Origin of the sequence: Agrobacterium pusense, from assembly GCF_013285525.1 — a bacterium.
Classification (GTDB): Bacteria; Pseudomonadota; Alphaproteobacteria; order Rhizobiales; family Rhizobiaceae; genus Agrobacterium; species Agrobacterium pusense.
The window spans coordinates 1426106-1441551 of the sequence record NZ_CP053857.1 but is presented as its reverse complement, the minus strand read 5'-3'; the positions used below and the strand labels follow the sequence as shown (position 1 = coordinate 1441551).

Below are 15446 nucleotides of genomic sequence, written 5' to 3'. Positions count from 1 at the left end.
CGGGATAAATAAGGATGAAGCATTGCGAAAAGAGGGATAAATGACCCGTTCCGTCCTTGCTGACCTTGATGCCGTCCTCAGCATCGCCCGCCTTGGAACCTTCCGCGCAGCGGCTCTCGACCTTGGAATGTCAACAACGGCCTTGAGCAACTCCATTGCGAAGCTGGAGCAGCGCCTCGGCATCCGGCTGTTCAACAGGACGACGCGAAGCGTGTCCCTGACCGATGCGGGGAAGACATTTGTAGAACGGGTCGGACCCGCGGTGACCGATATCCGCGACGCCATGCTCGCGGCCCAGTCGCTCCAGGAGACCCCGAGCGGAACGCTCCGCATCAACGCCTTTGCCACGGCAGCACGGGAAGTAATGGCGCCGCTCGTCCTGTCATTTCTGGAGAAGTATCCGCAAGTGCATATCGACCTTGTCACGGAGGGACGGATCGTCGATATCGTCGCGGCGGGTTTCGATCTTGGTCTGAGACCGGCCGATCTCGTTCCTGCCGACATGATCGCCGTGCCCTTGGGCTTGAAGCGCAGCAATGCGGTCGTCGCATCACCGGAATTCCTGCGCAGACATGGAAAGCCAATTGTACCAACCGACCTCTACAGGTTTCGCTGCATTCGCGCGCGCCTTCCGAACAACGCGCTGTTCCGGTGGAAATTCGAGAAAAACGGCGAGACAGCCCAGATTGACGTTCAGGGCGCAATGACGCTCGACGAGCCGAGTCTGGTCAGGATTGCAGCGCAAAACGGTGCGGGCCTCGGATACGTGATGGAAGCTGACGTCCGTGACGACATTGCGGCTGGACGACTGGTGCGCATATTGGAGGACTGGACGCCCTCGTTGCCCCCCCTGGCGTTGTATTATCCTGGTAGGAAAAATCCGCCCGCAGCTTTCACCGCATTCATTAAGGCTGCTCGCGAATTTGCAAGAGAATGACCGACATGCAGTGTTTGATGCCGGTCGCTGGCCGCTCTTAAGCTTTTGATGACAAGCGAACTGATGACCACCTGCACGGATTGAAACGCCAATATCCTACGACTTGAGGTTCCAGCCGCCGTTAAGTTTACGGCGGCTATTACATCTTCAGGCCGTGATGCAACCTAGCTTCGACAGTGCAGCGTCAACCCACGATCGGTCATTCCGCCCCGCTCGGATTGCTTCCATCTGTTTCGTTTCTGCGGCATGCTTTTTCGTCGCTGCTTCGAAAACAGTGTCCACATCGTCAACAGGGACGCTCAGGAAGCCGTCCGGGTCTCCGCACACAAGATCTCCGGGATTGATGACCATCCCGCCAATCGAGATCGGGACATTCACTTCGCCCGGCCCGTCCTTATAGGGGCCGCGATGGGTTACGCCTAGCGCGAAAACCGGGAAGGAACCGGCTGAGAGCTCGGCGCTATCGCGAATGGCACCATTGATCACGATGCCCCCAAGACGGCGCTGCATGGCGTGGGCCACCATCAGTTCCCCTATAATCGCGTTGGTAAGATCACCGCCAGCGTCCACAACCACGATGTCACCAGGCTCCGCGATATCAAGCGCTTTGTGAACCAAGAGATTGTCGCCCGGTCGAGCCTTCACAGTGATTGCCGGACCCACCATCATTCCGCCAGTGTAGTAGGGACGCAGTGCTGCGCCGCCTGCCGTCATGCGGCTCATAACATCACTGATGTTGGCAACGGGCAAAGCGCGAAACGCTTCAACCCACTTCGCCTCGACTTTACGCTCACGCTTGCAAACGCGGAATCCAATCATTGTGTTTTCTCCTAATAACAATACGTTCAGGCAGCCGAAGCGAGGTTCTTGTTGGCGAGGGCTTGGCTGTCATAGCCCCTTGCCTCAAGGACGCCGATGATGTGGGTAGCACTCTGTACCGCCATGTTTCGAAGGGCAGAGCGGCTCGCGCCGCCGACATGCGGCGTCGCGATAAGATTGGATAACGTCCAAAGCACGCTGTCGCCTGGAGGGGGCTCCTCCTCGTAACTGTCGAGCGCTGCGCCGGCGATCGATTTGGTTTGCAGTGCTGTAACTAGCGCTGCCTGATCCACCACGGCGCCACGGGCGGTGTTGATCAGAAAGGCATCCGGCTTCATCAGGGACAGGCGCTCTGCGTTGATGAGATGATGTGTCTGAGGCATGAGCGGGCAATGCAGACTCACGACATCTGCAGTTCTCAATATCTCGCCAAGATCGCGACTGACCGTGACGTCGGACGTGTCCGCCGCGAAGGGGTCATAGGCGATGACCTTCATGCCAAGGCCACGCGCAAGGGCAGCAGCGCGCTGACCGATCTCTCCGAAACCGACCACACCGAACACGGCACCCGCGAGGTCGCGACCCACATACTTCGTTTTCGGCCAACCACCAGCCTTCACCTGGCTATCAAGCGATAGAACATCCTTCATCAAACTGACCGTCAGACTAATCGCGAGTTCTGCGACCGACTGGGCGTTAGCGGCAAGTGCTCGAAGTACTGGCACACCGACCTCGGTTGCCGCCGCCAGGTCGATATTATCTACTCCGCTGCCATGTTTGGCGATCACCTTCAGCCGAGGCGACGCGGTGATCACTGAGTGATCGATCGACCCCTGGCGCACCAGTATCGCATCGACCTGATTGTCCCGTGCAATGGCTGCAAGATCGTTAGGGGTCGAGTAGGCGGGAGCAAAAATCGGTTCAAGCCGGTGGTCCGCCAGGAGCTGCATGGCTTCGGAAACCAGTTGAGCTCCTGTGACCATGACACGGCCCCGAACCTGCTCGTCCGTCAGTTCAGTCGCATTCATTTGTGCGCCTCGTTTTACAAATTACTTTTAATCGGGAGAGAACGAGAGCCTTCGGCAAGCTAGGGTAATCGCGATCTCTCTGAGACTGGCCGCCGGCACCAATCCGTTCAGGTGCCGGCTGGCCTCTGCGTTGCCATCAGCCGTTCTGCGTACCCCATTTGCGAACCGTCAAAAGCTCGATCGTACGGAAGACAAGTCCTTCCACCACAAGGCCAATGACGATGACGGTAAGCAGGCCGGCAAACACACCGGAGGTCTCGAGCGCGTTACGGGCCTCAAAAATATACCAGCCGAGACCAGCAGCATTTCCTGAAACCCCGAAGACAAGTTCGGCGGCGATCAGTGTGCGCCAGGCAAACGCCCAGCCAATCTTCAAACCGGACAGGATCGAGGGGAATGCTGCAGGAATAAGGATGAAGAACACCATTCGCAGGCCACCAAGACCATAGTTCCGTCCGGCCATCTTCTGGGTCTGGCTGACGGAAAGAAAACCCGTGAACGTGTTGAGCGATACAGCCCAAAGGACGGAGTGAACGATCACGAAGACGATGCTGCTGGTACCGAGGCCAAACCACAGCAGTGCGAGCGGAAGAACGGCGATGGCTGGCAGCGGGTTAAACATTGCCGTCAGCGTCGCCAGCAGATCGGTCCCGAAGCGGGTGGAAATCGCAAGTGTTGTCATCACGGCGGCAAGTGCGATCGCGGTAGCATACCCGGTTATGAGAACTTGGAGTGAGGTGAAAGCCGCTGACGGTAGCCGCCCGGAAACGATGTCTGCCCAAAGCGTCGTGACGGTCTCACTGAAAGATGGAAACATCAGCGGATTACCGAGATAACGGGCATAAGCCTCCCAGATAATGCACAGGCCGATCAGGACGAGCGCACGACGAAATCCAGTGATGTTGAAGAGGCCTTCCCAAAAGCCGACATCCCGCTTGATGCTGCCGATCTGGGAAATATCGAGGGTCTTGTATTCGAGATCTGGTCTGGCCGGGAGGGTCGCCGGCACCGTGAGAACCTTAGTCATGAGCCACCTCCTGATCGCCGAAGAGCATCTGGTTGATCTTTCGATTAAAGGCCATGAAATCCGCATCACCCTGATGCTGATGCCCGTAGGCGGTCGCGTCCAGTTCGGCGCGAACCTGGCCGGGATGCGGAGAGAGAACAAGAATGCGTGAGCCGACGATAATTGCCTCTTCAATGGAGTGCGTGACGAACAGAAGCGTGAAACGCACGTCGTCCCAGAGCTCCAGAAGCTCCTCCTGCATGCGCCGGCGCGTCAAAGCATCGAGCGCGGCGAAAGGCTCGTCCATCAGCAGCATCGCCGGCTCCATGGCGAGCGCGCGTGCAATGGCCACGCGCTGCTTCATGCCGCCCGACAGCATGTGGGGATAGGAATTTTCGAACTTCGACAGCCCCACCTTGGTGATCACGCGCCGTGCCCGATCGCGTATTTCGGCTTTCGGGAAGCGTCCCGAGCGGCGCATCGGAAACATGACGTTGTCGATCACCGTCATCCACGGCATCAACTGATCGAACTCCTGGAACACCATCATGCGATCGGGACCTGGTCCTCGAACCGGCTTGCCGGCGAGCTTGATGTCGCCTTCTACCGGCGCAAGAAAGCCGGCAACACTTTTCAGAAGCGTCGATTTTCCGCAGCCCGACGGGCCAAGCAAAATGAAACGGTCATCCTTCTGGACGTTGAAGCTGACCTTGTAGGTTGCTGTGAGAATGGCTGCGCCAGTCTTGTACTGGAGCGTAACGCCATTGACCGAGAGCAAGGGGTTGGACGTATCCATGCCCGGTGTGCCTTTTGCAAACTGGTTATTCATATCCATCAGCTGCCGTTCCCTTTGCTTATGGGCTCAAAGAACATGTCTCGCCAGCTCGCGGGCGCCTGCTTGATAGCGCCGGTCCCGGCCAGAAAATTCGCGAAGCTTTGCATTCCGCGAGGCTCGATGGTGAAGGTCTGACCCCGGATCGCCTCTTCGACCTGAACAGGGGACAGGTTCGTCTTCTCCGCCGCTAAGTAGATTTCGGCAGCTTTCCCCGGATCGCCCTGAATGAGATCCATCGCTTCCTTCAGCGCACCCACGAATGCTGCCAACACTTTTGGATTCGCGTCAGCGAACTTCTGGGTCGAAGCATAGAGAGCGCCGGAGTAAGGCCCACCGATAATCTCTTCACCACCGACGACTTTGAAGCATTTCTTAGAGGCCTCGAGCGTGCTGATGAAAGGCGGTGCGGCGAAATAAAGGGTAAATCCGTTTCCAGAGATCAATGCGGTCGTTGCGTCGGGGTGCGGCAACTGGACCATCTGCTTGTCGAAGCGTTTAGCCTCGCCTTTACCGAATTCCTTCTCGGCTGCCATCTGCAGCATAATGGCCTGAGGCGACGTCGTACTGGTCACGGCGATACGGTCGGTCGACTTGATGTCCCTGATCGACTTGATCGACGGATCGTTCGTGTAAAGCGTCAAGACCGCTTCGTTGCACGCCGCGATCCCCTTAAGGTCGTAAGAACCTTTGGTCTTGGCCCAGGCCGCGATCAGCGCGGTGGATCCGTAGGCGCCGATATCAAGGCTACCGCTGAAAATGCCGTCGTTGATCACCGTTGAGCCACTGACACGCTGAATCTGAAATTCGGTTCCAGCGATCCCGTTACTCTCTGCGTGCTTGTGGAAGAGTGAGAGCTTTTCCGCGACGGTCGTCGCAAGGTGGCTCGTACCGTACTGTGTGGCGACCTTTATGGTTTTCTTCTCTTGCGACCGCGCAATGAACGGCGCCCCAGACACCGCGAACAGGCCAATTCCGGCAAAGGCCAGAGATTGACGTCTTGTCAGGTTGATCATGAACTCCTCCACGAGTTTCGCGTCTGCGACAGGCTCTCGGAGGGTTCACGACAATCATGAGCGCGTACCCATCCTCCCGATGAGCAGCCACTTGTTAGCATTTCGAAACGGCGTTGCAAATAAAAAATGCAACGCCGTTTCAATTTTTTATTGCTCGCCTCCGAGCGACTTCGTCAACCCGTTCGCGAGACTGAGCAATTGCTGAGCGACTTGCGCCGACTTTTCAGCGGTCAGCCGCGATGAGGGACCCGTGATCGCGAGCGCTCCCAACAGACGTTGGCCGGCCCCGAACACCGGCGCGGCCATCGAGGCAACGTGCGGGTCCGTGACGCCGTTGGAATACACAGGCAGAGCAATGTCTTCGACGCTGGCTGACTGGCCTGCTTCGAATGCGCGCAGAACCTGCGCAATCGATGATTCATCCATGGGCCTGAGATCTCCAGGCCTGACATGCATACGCAACGGTGACGGCGAATCGTGGCGGAACAGGCAGAGACGTTGATCGCCGCGCCGGATATAGAACGAGGCTGTCTCACCCGATATCGCAACAAGCCGCTCCAGGACCGGCATCACCTCGGATTCGAGCGCGTAGGATTGCAGGTAAACCGAACCCAGCCTGGCGATCTCCGTCCCAAGCCGATACCGCCCGTCGCGCATCCGCTCGATAAAACCGAAACTTTGCAGCGAGACGCACAAGCGCATGATCGTGCTTTTGACCAGTCCTGTCCTCTCGGCAAGCTCCGTCAGCTCCAGCGCATCGTCGCCTCGACGATATGCGGATAGGACTGTGAGAAGCCGATCGGCAGACGCCACGCCTTTCACCCGAGGCAACTGTTGCTCATATTCGTCGTCCATGTGCACCATCTTCCTTATGAACCCTTCAGTTCATCGTTAGCTTACCATCAGGCCATGTACAATTCCGCGCCCCGAACCGGTAGCTTTGCCCTCAAGATACTGCCTGTCTGAGATTCCGTAATATAGACGACGTGACGATTCTTCGGGTCAAATGCCAGGTTGGTGGTCGAAATGCCCGCGCAGGACTGAATTCGATGCAACGGCTCAGCGACGCCGGACACATGCCAAATCGAGCCAAATCCGGTGTGAGCAACAAAGAGTTCACCGTCTTCCGAAAGCGCGAGACCATCCGGTCCGCCCATGCCGCCATGCAACTGCAGAAAAACGCCCACTTTCGTTGCGATACCCTCATGCAGAGGCGCACGCCAGATCTGCTGTGCACGCGTGACTGCAACGAGGAGATAACTCATGTCTTTGGCGATGACGATCCCGTTTGGACTGGGTATGCCTGACAGGACGCAGTCCAGCTTCCCGGCCGAAGACCAGCGGAAAACCCGACCGGTTGGGGAATGAAGGCCGCTCTGCCCCTGATCGGTGAAATAGAGATCCCCATTGGCGGCAAAGACCAGATCGTTGACACCCTTGAACCCTTCCGAAAAATACTCTTCGATGACGGGCGATACCCCACCTGTCGCAACGTCGAGCTGAAGAATTCCACGCTTGTAATCAGTGATGTAGATTTTGTTTTCGCTGTGAAACTTCATGCCATTCGGCCAGCCATCATATTCGCTGACCAGATCCCACTCTCCTTCGGGCGAGACGCGGAATATCCGCCCAAACGGAATGTCGGTGACGAAGAGATTGCCCTGGCCGTCGAAACAGGGCCCTTCGAGGAACGAGTCTATCGCCGCGCCGGAACGGTTGACGTCAGCCCAGCGCGTCTTGCGCGGTTGCCGGAAGCGATCCGGCATGCGCGAGAAGATTTCCGTCCTAATGGTTGGAGGGGGTGCAAAGAACATCAGAATTCTCCTTCGGGTTCGATGGCAAGATCGTAAACCCGCGCAGCCGTCGAAAAGAAAAGATCCTGCTTTTCGGACGCACTAAAATCTTGGGACAAACGCTTGAAGGCGTTCCACAGCGAGCGGTAGGAAACCATGCCCTTGTCTACCGGGAAATTGCTTTCGAACATGCAGCGGTTTGTGCCGAAGCGTTCGATAACAAAGGAGATATACGGGTCCCAGGCCGCTACGAGCAGCTCGGAGGACGGCGGTTGATTGGAAAGATGGAAGTCAAATCCGCCCGCTCCCATCGCCAAGCCGCCCAGCTTGACGCAGACGTTCGGCAGATCGGCGATCCTCTCCATGGAAGCGCGCCATTCGGCCAGCACTTCGGCGCGCTGTCCTTTGTAGGATCCTGCGCCCAGCGGCCCGCCAAGGTGGTCGAGGACGATCGTTGTATCCGGGCAGGAGCGCGCCAGATTCTCGAATTCTGAGAGCTGGGTATGATAGGCCCAGACGTCCAATGTCAGACCGCGCGCGCCAAGACGTCGAGCGCCGTCGCCAAAAGCGGGTTCCAAGAGAATGCCTTTTACCGGCGGAACAGGATTAGTCGCAATCGCCGGATCTCCATGCCAGGCTGTCTGATTGCGGATGCCCCGAAAACGCTCTCCAGCAACAGCCATCATACGATCCAGAACCGCTTCGATCCGGTCACCAGCCATAAGATCGCAAGACCCGACGATCCCCGCGCATGCCCTGAATGATCCATAGAGACCCGAAGCGGACCGCGCGGCCACCCCGTTCGCGAACTCAATTTCGCCAATGGGTTTCAGCAGATCATCCTGTTGGTCGACGTTGTACATCGACCTGCTTTGAACAAAGACGGTTGCCTGAATGTGATGGCCCTGCCGGGCGTCGGCCAGTAGTTCCTCGAACAGGTATCGCTGGCCGGGCCTGTCCCAAAGATGATGATGCGGATCAATGATCGGCATCTCCGGGAAAAGAACCTCCTCCCGTTCCAACGCAAGCCACTCCTCACGCACGGCGATGTGGGGTGAATTTCCAGCCATCGATCCTCCTCGAATTCAATATTGGCCGCTGCAATCGTCAGTGATTTGAAAAAGCGGTTGACAGCATAGCCGAGATGACCTCATTATTTTTGCAACGCCGTTTCAAAAAGCACTTCGGGAGGAAGTATGCAACAGAAACTTCACCGGCGAGCAGCTCTCGCTGCCATCGCCGCTTTATCGATTTTCACTGTTTCGCCCAAGGCTTCGAGTGCCGCGCAAGAAAAGCCGATCTCGATTGCGATCCAGTATGGATATGCCTATTTGCCCGTTGTCGTCGCAGATCAAAAGGGGTTCTTCTCAAAGCAGTTGGCTGCCAAAGGCATCGACACGAGTGTCGAAATCAAAAAAATCAGCGGCGCGCCGGCGATCAATGACGCGCTGATCAGCGGCACTATCGACATCGGCGCCTACGGTCTGCCCGGCATGCTGATCGCTGCGGAAAAGACCAAATCATCAATCAAGATTCGCGGACTTGCAGCTCTTGTCGCAGGTGACAACGGTTTTTACACCAACAAGTCGGAAATCAAGGATCTGAAGGATCTCGAGGCCAATGACCGGATCGCCGTCACATCGACGACCGGACAGCAGGGTCTGCTGGTGCGAATGGCAGCGAAAAAGGCCTTCGGGGATGCAAAGCATTTCGATACGATGATGGTACAGTTGCCACATCCGGACGCCACCAGCGGCCTTCTCGCCGGTGGAACCATTAGCGCCTATGTTGCTCCACATCCCTACAGCGATGTGCTTGAAACCAACTCCAAGATCCACAAGCTTTTCAATTTCTCGGACTATCTTGGGCAGCAGGTCACAAGCGGATTGCTCGCAACGACCGGCAAATTCATCAACGAGCGCAAGGACGCGTCGCTCGCCATCGTCGCAGCGATCGAGGAGGCCGACGACTTCATCCGTGGCAACCCGAAGGAAGCAGCCGACATATTTCTCGGTTCGGAAAAATCGTCTCTGAATGCCGACCAGATCCAAAAAATGCTGGAGTCGGTGAAGGACGAGTGGGGTATCCACCCTAAAGGTGTGATGATTTTCGCAGACTTCATGACTGAAACGGGTCTGTTGAAGTCGAAACTGGCCCGGTGGCAAGACGTCTTCTTCGATCCTGTCGCAACCGGCCAGGGAACGTGAGATTGGACCAGCGACAACGCTCAAAGCCAGATCACAGCGCCTAGCTTCGGCGGATCGACACAACGTCTGAGAAACTTACAAAAATATCGGCGCTGATTGTCCGTGCTCACTCACGCGGCGCCCGCTCCATTGTTCAAACATTACCAAAGCAGCTCTTGACCGGTCGCCAAGCGCCCGCAGGCGAAACACGCCTTCGCATCAATTGACGGCCCCCATCCGAAGGAGGATTGGATATGAAACGAAACCTGTTTGCTCTCTCGCTCGCCGTTGCGGCGCTTAGCGCCACGGTCCAACTCGCCCACGCCGAATGGCCTCAGGATCGCCCAATCCAGATGATTGTGGCCTTCGCACCCGGAGGCAGCACCGATGTGATGGCGCGCGCGATGCAGCCTTTCCTCGAAAAGGAACTTGGCGCTGATATCGTCATTGAGAACCGCCCGGGAGCATCGGGGGAAATCGCCTATACAGCCCTCGCAAAGGCCAAGCCTGACGGATACACCTTCTCCTTCATCAACACGCCTGGCTTCCTTTCCATGCAAGTACAGCGAAAGCTGGGATACGATCCAAAGACGATCAAACCCGTTGCACGCATAGTTGATGATCCGGCTGCCATCGTCGTGCCAGCGGCGTCGGAGATCAAAACGCTGGCTGATTACGTTGCAGCCGCAAAGGCAAAACCGGGCGCAGTGTCCTATGGATCCTCTGGTATCGGCACCGACGACCATCTTGCAATTATACTTCTTGGCTCGGAGTCCGGCACGACGATCACGCACGTTCCCTTCAATGGGGCTGGAGAAACGCGCACGGCCATCCTCGGCTCTCAGGTCACTGGCGGCGGCCTTAATGTCAGTGAGTTCGCGGGCAATGACACGTCCGGCCTGCGCATGATCAACACTTTCGGCAAGGAGCGCTCGCCTCAGCTTCCTGACGTCCCGACGGCCATCGAATCCGGCTTCAATGTCGAGATGACCTCCGAACGTGGTATTGCCGCCCCCCGGGAAGTGCCGGCGGAAATTGCCGATCGCTTTGCTGCGGCCGTCAAGACGACGCTCGACAATCCGGAGTTCCAGAAGCAGGCGAAACAGATGGCGTTGCCGCTGGCCTATCTGAGCGGCCCCGACTGGGAAAAGGAAATGCCAAATCGTCTCGCCCGCTTCCAGGAAATCTGGGACAAGACCCCGTGGGTGCAGCAATGAGCTTGAAGCCTGCAGCCAATAGCCGGGACTTTCCCGATATTCTTGCTGGTTGTCTGATGATGTTTCTGGGAGCGCTTGGCCTTTGGGCCGGGCGTGACCTGTCATACGGCACACCGGCGATGATGGGACCCGGCTTCCTGCCGAGGTCGCTCTGCGTCATGATCGCACTGATCGGGGCGATTGTCCTCATCAAGGCTTTGACGAAGCCATACGAAGCACTCGACGCCGTTAACCCCAAGCCACTCATCATTCTGGTCGTGGGGATAGCCGGATTTGCGTTCGCTGCCGAGGGGCTTGGCTTCGTGGTCGCCACCGTATGGCTTCTTGTCGTCGGAAGTCTTGCCGACTCTGAATCAAGATGGCGGGAAATCTTTATCTCGACCGCGATCCTGACCACGCTCGGGGCGCTTCTCTTCATCTACGGACTTGGCGTCCAGATGCCTATCTGGCCTCTGTGACCGCCGCCCTGTTCTGATCGGATTAATTCGATGGCATTTCTCGACGTCTTGATGCTTGGCTTTTCCGAAGCACTGACACCCACGAACTTGATGTTTTGCTTCATCGGGGCGCTTCTTGGCACCCTGATCGGTGTATTGCCCGGCATTGGCCCTACGGCGACCGTTGCAATTCTCCTGCCAGTCACATTCTTCTTGCCGCCGCTTGGCGCGCTGATCATGCTGGCCGGCATTTTTTATGGCGCGCAATATGGCGGCTCGACGACAGCGATCCTTGTGAACCTTCCCGGTGAGGCTTCAGCTGTCGTCACCGCGATCGATGGTTATCAAATGGCGAGAAAAGGCCGGGCAGGCGCAGCGTTGGCGATTGCGGCGCTGGGTTCTTTTTTTGCCGGAACTGTTTCAACGATCGCGCTAGCCGTGGCCGGTCCTACCCTGTCCTCCTTCGCATTGTCCTTCGGGCCTGCTGAGTATGTAGCACTGTGTATCTTCGGTTTGCTCGCGGCAACTATCCTGGCGCATGGCTCTGTTTTCAAGGCGATTGGCATGGTCTGCCTCGGCCTCGTTCTTGGCATGGTCGGCATCGACGTTAACAGCGGCTCGGCCCGCATGACCTTCGGATCGACGGATCTCTACGACGGCATCGAATTCGTGGTCATCGCCGTCGGCCTGTTCGGAATAGCTGAGATTGCGACCAACCTTGAGTCAAAGGAGGTTCGCGGTGTCCTTCAGAGCAAGATCGGGCGGCTGTGGCCAACGCGTGAGGAATTTAAGCAAAGTTGGGCTGCGGTTCTGCGTGGCACAGGCGTCGGCACTATCCTCGGCGTATTGCCGGGCGGTGGTGCGACATTAAGTGCGTTCAGCGCCTATTCGGTTGAAAAGCGCATGTCCAGGACACCGGAGAAGTTTGGTCACGGCGCTATCGCCGGTGTTGCGGGACCGGAAGCGGCGAATAATGCCGGTGCGCAATCCTCGTTTATTCCGCTCCTAACACTCGGAATTCCTTCCAACTCCATCATGGCCATGATGCTCGGAGCAATGACCATCCACGGCATCACGCCCGGACCATCTGTCATACAGAACCAGCCCGGTCTGTTCTGGGGACTGGTCGCATCGATGTGGATCGGCAATGCGATGCTTCTCGTCATCAACCTGCCGCTTATCGGGCTTTGGGTGAAGCTGCTGCAAATACCCTATCGCATCATGTACCCAGCCATTCTGCTATTCTGCTGCGTAGGCGTCTACAGCGTCAGCAACCGGGGCTTCGACGTAGCTCTGGTCATCCTGTTCGGGGTTCTCGGATATGTTCTGCGCAAAGCGAAGTGCGAACCGGGTCCGCTCCTGCTGGGCTTTGTTCTAGGCCCATTGCTCGAAACAAATCTGCGCCGCGCCATGCTGCTTTCGCAAGGCGACTGGCTGGTCTTCTTCGAGCGACCGATAAGCGCCGTACTGCTAGCCGTAACAGCGCTCATGTTGTTGACCCTGATTTTGCCGACGATTCGCAGAAGCAGAAAAGCCGCTTTTGAAGAAAGCGAAGACTGAAGTTGGGGCGCCGCGAGGCGCCCCTGTCCATCCAGCGAAGTTCCAAGGAGCGTTTTGCTTCTCTTCAGCCAGAGATAATTCGGATGACATCCCCCTTATCAGCGACACGAAGCGCACGGCGCTTGAAACACGTTCTTGCCCTCGATGATTTCGAAGCTCTGGCAAAGCGCCACCTTCCCGCGCCCCTGTTTGGTTACATCGCGGGTGCAAGCGAAACCAACGCGTCTCTCAAAATGAACGCAGATGCTTTCAAGGCAATAAGCTTTCAGCCACGCGTCCTCAGAAACGTCTCAGATCGCACATCTGCGACCACTCTCTTTGGAGAGAGGTGGGAAGCGCCGTTCGGTATCGCGCCAATGGGCATCAGCGCTCTAATGGCATATCGCGGCGATCTGGTTCTTGCAGAAGCAGCACAGGACGCTGCTATTCCGATGATTATGAGTGGATCGTCACTTATCCGCCTCGAAGAGGTTGCGGCGGCGGCACCCCGATCCTGGTTTCAGGCATATTTGCCAGGAGAGCCTGAGAAAATCGATGCTCTTGTTGATCGCGTCGCTAAAGCAGGCTTCAAGACCTTGGTCCTAACAGTCGATACCGCAGTGTTGGCGAACCGCGAAAACAACGTCCGGGCAGGTTTCTCAACACCATTGCGGCCCAGCCTACGTCTCGCCTGGCAAGGGCTCAGCCATCCCGCATGGACGATCGGAACATTTATGCGCACGATCATAAATCATGGTGTTCCGCATTTTGAAAACTCCTACGCCACACGTGGCGCTCCAATCATTGCTTCGAACGTCATGCGCGATTTCGGCAAGAAGGATCACCTGGACTGGAGCCACGTCAGCAGAATTCGCAAAAGGTGGACTGGAAACCTTGTCATCAAAGGCATCCTACACCCTGACGATGCCAATATCGCAGTTGAACGCGGTGTCGATGGTATCATTGTTTCGAACCACGGGGGACGTCAGCTTGATGGAGCAATGGCTCCGCTTATAGCATTGCCCGGTATTGTCTCGAGTATCGGCGACGCCGTTCCCATCATGTTGGATGGTGGAATTCGGCGAGGCACCGACATCGTAAAGGGCCTGGCGTTTGGCGCAAAGTTTGTTTTCGTAGGAAGACCATTTCTCTATGCGGCGGCCGTCGGCGGCAAGGCAGGGGCTGCAAAGGCCGCCGCGATTCTAAAGGATGAACTTCGACGCGACATGGGCTTGCTTGGGATGAGTTCCATCCGGCAGATCGGGGATGAGCGATGTGAGCGATGACCATAAGACGTCATCGTTGGATTCCACGAACCTTCAGGATCTTTCGGGGCGTGACCCGCTTCCCGCCACGTCGCAAATCGCGTCGATGACGGGACCCTCGAATTTGCGCGGCAGATCATGCCCCATGCCTTCGATCGACAGGTAAACCGCATTCGGTATCGATAGCGCCGTGTCTTGCCCGCAGGCTTGCGATATCAAAGGATCTTGTGTTCCGTGGATGACGAGCGTCGGCACCGTGATTTTTGCAAGATGCGATCGCCGGTCGCCGGCCACCGCCATGGCGGCGATCTGCCGCATCGTCCCGCCCGGATCGTAGCAACGCTGCACTTCTTCTTTGATAAGGGCGCGATGGGCCGTTTCGTCGAATGGCCCCCCCGTCCCCGAGATCCTGCGCGCAAACGCAAGACGTACCGCCAGAAAGCCTTCGGGATCGACGGCCGGGTCGGGCGCGGGGCGGATCATCATCGCCATGACATCGGGCGTCGCCTGCGGCAATGAAGGATTGCCGGTGCTTGACATGATCGACGTCAGGGAAATTACCCTGTCGGCGTGATCGCTCGCGAGAATCTGCGCGATCATGCCGCCCATCGAGCGTCCGACGACATGAGCCCTTGTTATCTTGAGGACATCGAGGAGACCGATCGCGTCGGCCGCCATGTCATAAAGCGTGTAGGGCACGTCGGGTCTGCGCCCCTCCCCGAGCGCTGCTGCAAGCGCGGCAAAATCCGGCGTGGCCGACGTGGTGAAATGCGTCGAGTAGCCTGCGTCCCGGTTGTCGAAGCGGATCACGCGATAGCCTCTGGCGGCCAACCTATTGCAGAAGGTCTCTGACCAGCGGATCATCTGGGTCCCGAGCCCCGCGATCAGCAGGATCGGTTCCGCATTGGCCTCGCCGAAACTGTCCCACGCGAGTTCGATGCCGTTGGTTGTTGCGATATTCATTCTTTCGCTCCTGTGGCTGCGAGCGCTGGCGGCTTTTCGGCCAGCGGGAGGAGCCGAGAGTCCCTCACTGCCGCCGTGCGGTGACCGAGGCCAGCCAGATAGCCGGCATGACCGGCAAAGGAGAGAAACGAATCGAGGCTTGCCTGCCTGACGAGCCTTGCACGATCCCAATGTTCGTCGCTTGGACCGATCAGGAAGGAGCCGGAACGACCAAGAAACAGGATATCACCGCTGGCCCCACGTAAAAGTGGAAGCGTGTGTTCGATATAGCGATCGAAAGCCTCAGACCCGCTGATCGACACAGGCCCATCGAGATTGCGTTTTACCAACGCACGACCGGCGTCCTGTGTCGGCTCCAGGTAGAAAATGGTCTCAGTTATTGTCATCAGTTATCCATTGAGCGACGGG

General features: G+C 57.4%; 16 protein-coding genes. 6 read left to right on the top strand and 10 right to left on the bottom strand.

The genetic code is table 11. The annotated features are described in order from the left end of the window. The first annotated feature begins 40 nt into the window (after positions 1-40). The gene (locus tag HQN82_RS20230; RefSeq protein WP_173615720.1) at positions 41-937 is read left to right on the top strand and encodes a LysR family transcriptional regulator; all 897 of its coding nucleotides are present in this window, start codon (positions 41-43) and stop codon (positions 935-937) included. Positions 938-1084: 147 nt separating this feature from the next. Here HQN82_RS20230 and HQN82_RS20225 read toward each other — a convergent pair whose 3' ends face one another. The 8 genes from HQN82_RS20225 to HQN82_RS20190 form a co-directional block, all read right to left on the bottom strand. Then, a complete protein-coding gene (locus tag HQN82_RS20225; RefSeq protein ID WP_173615719.1) occupies positions 1085-1756 on the bottom strand; it encodes an RraA family protein in 672 nt (223 codons plus the stop codon). A gap of 26 nt (positions 1757-1782) precedes the next feature. Then, the gene (locus HQN82_RS20220; protein ID WP_173615718.1) at positions 1783-2784 is read right to left on the bottom strand and encodes a hydroxyacid dehydrogenase; all 1002 of its coding nucleotides are present in this window, start codon (positions 2782-2784) and stop codon (positions 1783-1785) included. 136 nt (positions 2785-2920) lie between these two features. After that, positions 2921-3811: an ABC transporter permease gene (locus tag HQN82_RS20215; protein WP_173615717.1), complete on the bottom strand. Its 891-nt coding sequence runs from the start codon at positions 3809-3811 to the stop codon at positions 2921-2923. Continuing rightward, positions 3804-4625 carry an ABC transporter ATP-binding protein gene (locus tag HQN82_RS20210; protein WP_063947910.1) on the bottom strand — a complete coding sequence of 274 codons (822 nt, stop codon included), beginning with the start codon at positions 4623-4625 and terminating at the stop codon, positions 3804-3806. The genes HQN82_RS20215 and HQN82_RS20210 overlap by 8 nt, the downstream gene beginning before the upstream one ends. Continuing rightward, a complete protein-coding gene (locus HQN82_RS20205; RefSeq protein WP_173615716.1) occupies positions 4625-5638 on the bottom strand; it encodes an ABC transporter substrate-binding protein in 1014 nt (337 codons plus the stop codon). The genes HQN82_RS20210 and HQN82_RS20205 overlap by 1 nt, the downstream gene beginning before the upstream one ends. Before the next feature lie 147 nt (positions 5639-5785). Further along, on the bottom strand, positions 5786-6493 hold the full coding sequence (locus tag HQN82_RS20200; RefSeq protein WP_210259560.1) for an IclR family transcriptional regulator: 708 nt from the start codon (positions 6491-6493) through the stop codon (positions 5786-5788). A gap of 47 nt (positions 6494-6540) precedes the next feature. Continuing rightward, the gene (locus HQN82_RS20195) at positions 6541-7455 is read right to left on the bottom strand and encodes an SMP-30/gluconolactonase/LRE family protein (RefSeq protein ID WP_173616025.1); all 915 of its coding nucleotides are present in this window, start codon (positions 7453-7455) and stop codon (positions 6541-6543) included. After that, a complete protein-coding gene (locus HQN82_RS20190) occupies positions 7452-8501 on the bottom strand; it encodes an amidohydrolase family protein (protein WP_173615714.1) in 1050 nt (349 codons plus the stop codon). The genes HQN82_RS20195 and HQN82_RS20190 overlap by 4 nt, the downstream gene beginning before the upstream one ends. Positions 8502-8627: 126 nt before the next feature. On the opposite strand from HQN82_RS20190, the gene HQN82_RS20185 reads away from it, so the two are divergent. The 5 genes from HQN82_RS20185 (at position 8628) to HQN82_RS20165 (ending at position 14096) form a co-directional block, all read left to right on the top strand. Beyond that, positions 8628-9638, top strand: a complete 1011-nt coding sequence (locus tag HQN82_RS20185) for an ABC transporter substrate-binding protein (protein ID WP_173615713.1) — start codon at positions 8628-8630, stop codon at positions 9636-9638. Between the two features lie 233 nt (positions 9639-9871). Continuing rightward, positions 9872-10834 carry a Bug family tripartite tricarboxylate transporter substrate binding protein gene (locus tag HQN82_RS20180; RefSeq protein WP_173615712.1) on the top strand — a complete coding sequence of 321 codons (963 nt, stop codon included), beginning with the start codon at positions 9872-9874 and terminating at the stop codon, positions 10832-10834. After that, entirely contained in the window at positions 10831-11292 is a 462-nt protein-coding gene (locus HQN82_RS20175) for a tripartite tricarboxylate transporter TctB family protein (protein ID WP_173615711.1), read from the top strand. The genes HQN82_RS20180 and HQN82_RS20175 overlap by 4 nt, the downstream gene beginning before the upstream one ends. A 30-nt stretch (positions 11293-11322) precedes the next feature. Then, on the top strand, positions 11323-12831 hold the full coding sequence (locus HQN82_RS20170; protein ID WP_173615710.1) for a tripartite tricarboxylate transporter permease: 1509 nt from the start codon (positions 11323-11325) through the stop codon (positions 12829-12831). Positions 12832-12914: 83 nt separating this feature from the next. Continuing rightward, the gene (locus tag HQN82_RS20165; protein ID WP_173615709.1) at positions 12915-14096 is read left to right on the top strand and encodes an alpha-hydroxy acid oxidase; all 1182 of its coding nucleotides are present in this window, start codon (positions 12915-12917) and stop codon (positions 14094-14096) included. Positions 14097-14129: 33 nt separating this feature from the next. Here HQN82_RS20165 and HQN82_RS20160 read toward each other — a convergent pair whose 3' ends face one another. After that, entirely contained in the window at positions 14130-15038 is a 909-nt protein-coding gene (locus HQN82_RS20160) for an alpha/beta fold hydrolase (protein ID WP_173615708.1), read from the bottom strand. Further along, complete coding sequence (locus HQN82_RS20155) at positions 15035-15424, bottom strand: DUF1330 domain-containing protein (RefSeq protein WP_173615707.1); 390 nt, start codon at positions 15422-15424, stop codon at positions 15035-15037. Before HQN82_RS20155 ends, HQN82_RS20160 begins: the two co-directional genes overlap by 4 nt. Positions 15425-15446 lie beyond the last annotated feature (22 nt).

Bases quoted from the DNA above. Each gene is read 5' to 3' on its own strand.
- HQN82_RS20165 (WP_173615709.1), top strand. From the start codon at position 12,915: ATGACATCCCCCTTATCAGCGACACGAAGCGCACGGCGCTTGAAACAC.
- HQN82_RS20185 (WP_173615713.1), top strand. From the start codon at position 8,628: ATGCAACAGAAACTTCACCGGCGAGCAGCTCTCGCTGCCATCGCCGCT.
- HQN82_RS20205 (WP_173615716.1), bottom strand. From the start codon at position 5,638: ATGATCAACCTGACAAGACGTCAATCTCTGGCCTTTGCCGGAATTGGC.
- HQN82_RS20190 (WP_173615714.1), bottom strand. From the start codon at position 8,501: ATGGCTGGAAATTCACCCCACATCGCCGTGCGTGAGGAGTGGCTTGCG.
- HQN82_RS20180 (WP_173615712.1), top strand. From the start codon at position 9,872: ATGAAACGAAACCTGTTTGCTCTCTCGCTCGCCGTTGCGGCGCTTAGC.
- HQN82_RS20210 (WP_063947910.1), bottom strand. From the start codon at position 4,625: ATGGATATGAATAACCAGTTTGCAAAAGGCACACCGGGCATGGATACG.
- HQN82_RS20215 (WP_173615717.1), bottom strand. From the start codon at position 3,811: ATGACTAAGGTTCTCACGGTGCCGGCGACCCTCCCGGCCAGACCAGAT.
- HQN82_RS20170 (WP_173615710.1), top strand. From the start codon at position 11,323: ATGGCATTTCTCGACGTCTTGATGCTTGGCTTTTCCGAAGCACTGACA.
- HQN82_RS20155 (WP_173615707.1), bottom strand. From the start codon at position 15,424: ATGACAATAACTGAGACCATTTTCTACCTGGAGCCGACACAGGACGCC.
- HQN82_RS20175 (WP_173615711.1), top strand. From the start codon at position 10,831: ATGAGCTTGAAGCCTGCAGCCAATAGCCGGGACTTTCCCGATATTCTT.
- HQN82_RS20200 (WP_210259560.1), bottom strand. From the start codon at position 6,493: ATGGACGACGAATATGAGCAACAGTTGCCTCGGGTGAAAGGCGTGGCG.
- HQN82_RS20225 (WP_173615719.1), bottom strand. From the start codon at position 1,756: ATGATTGGATTCCGCGTTTGCAAGCGTGAGCGTAAAGTCGAGGCGAAG.
- HQN82_RS20160 (WP_173615708.1), bottom strand. From the start codon at position 15,038: ATGAATATCGCAACAACCAACGGCATCGAACTCGCGTGGGACAGTTTC.
- HQN82_RS20220 (WP_173615718.1), bottom strand. From the start codon at position 2,784: ATGAATGCGACTGAACTGACGGACGAGCAGGTTCGGGGCCGTGTCATG.
- HQN82_RS20230 (WP_173615720.1), top strand. From the start codon at position 41: ATGACCCGTTCCGTCCTTGCTGACCTTGATGCCGTCCTCAGCATCGCC.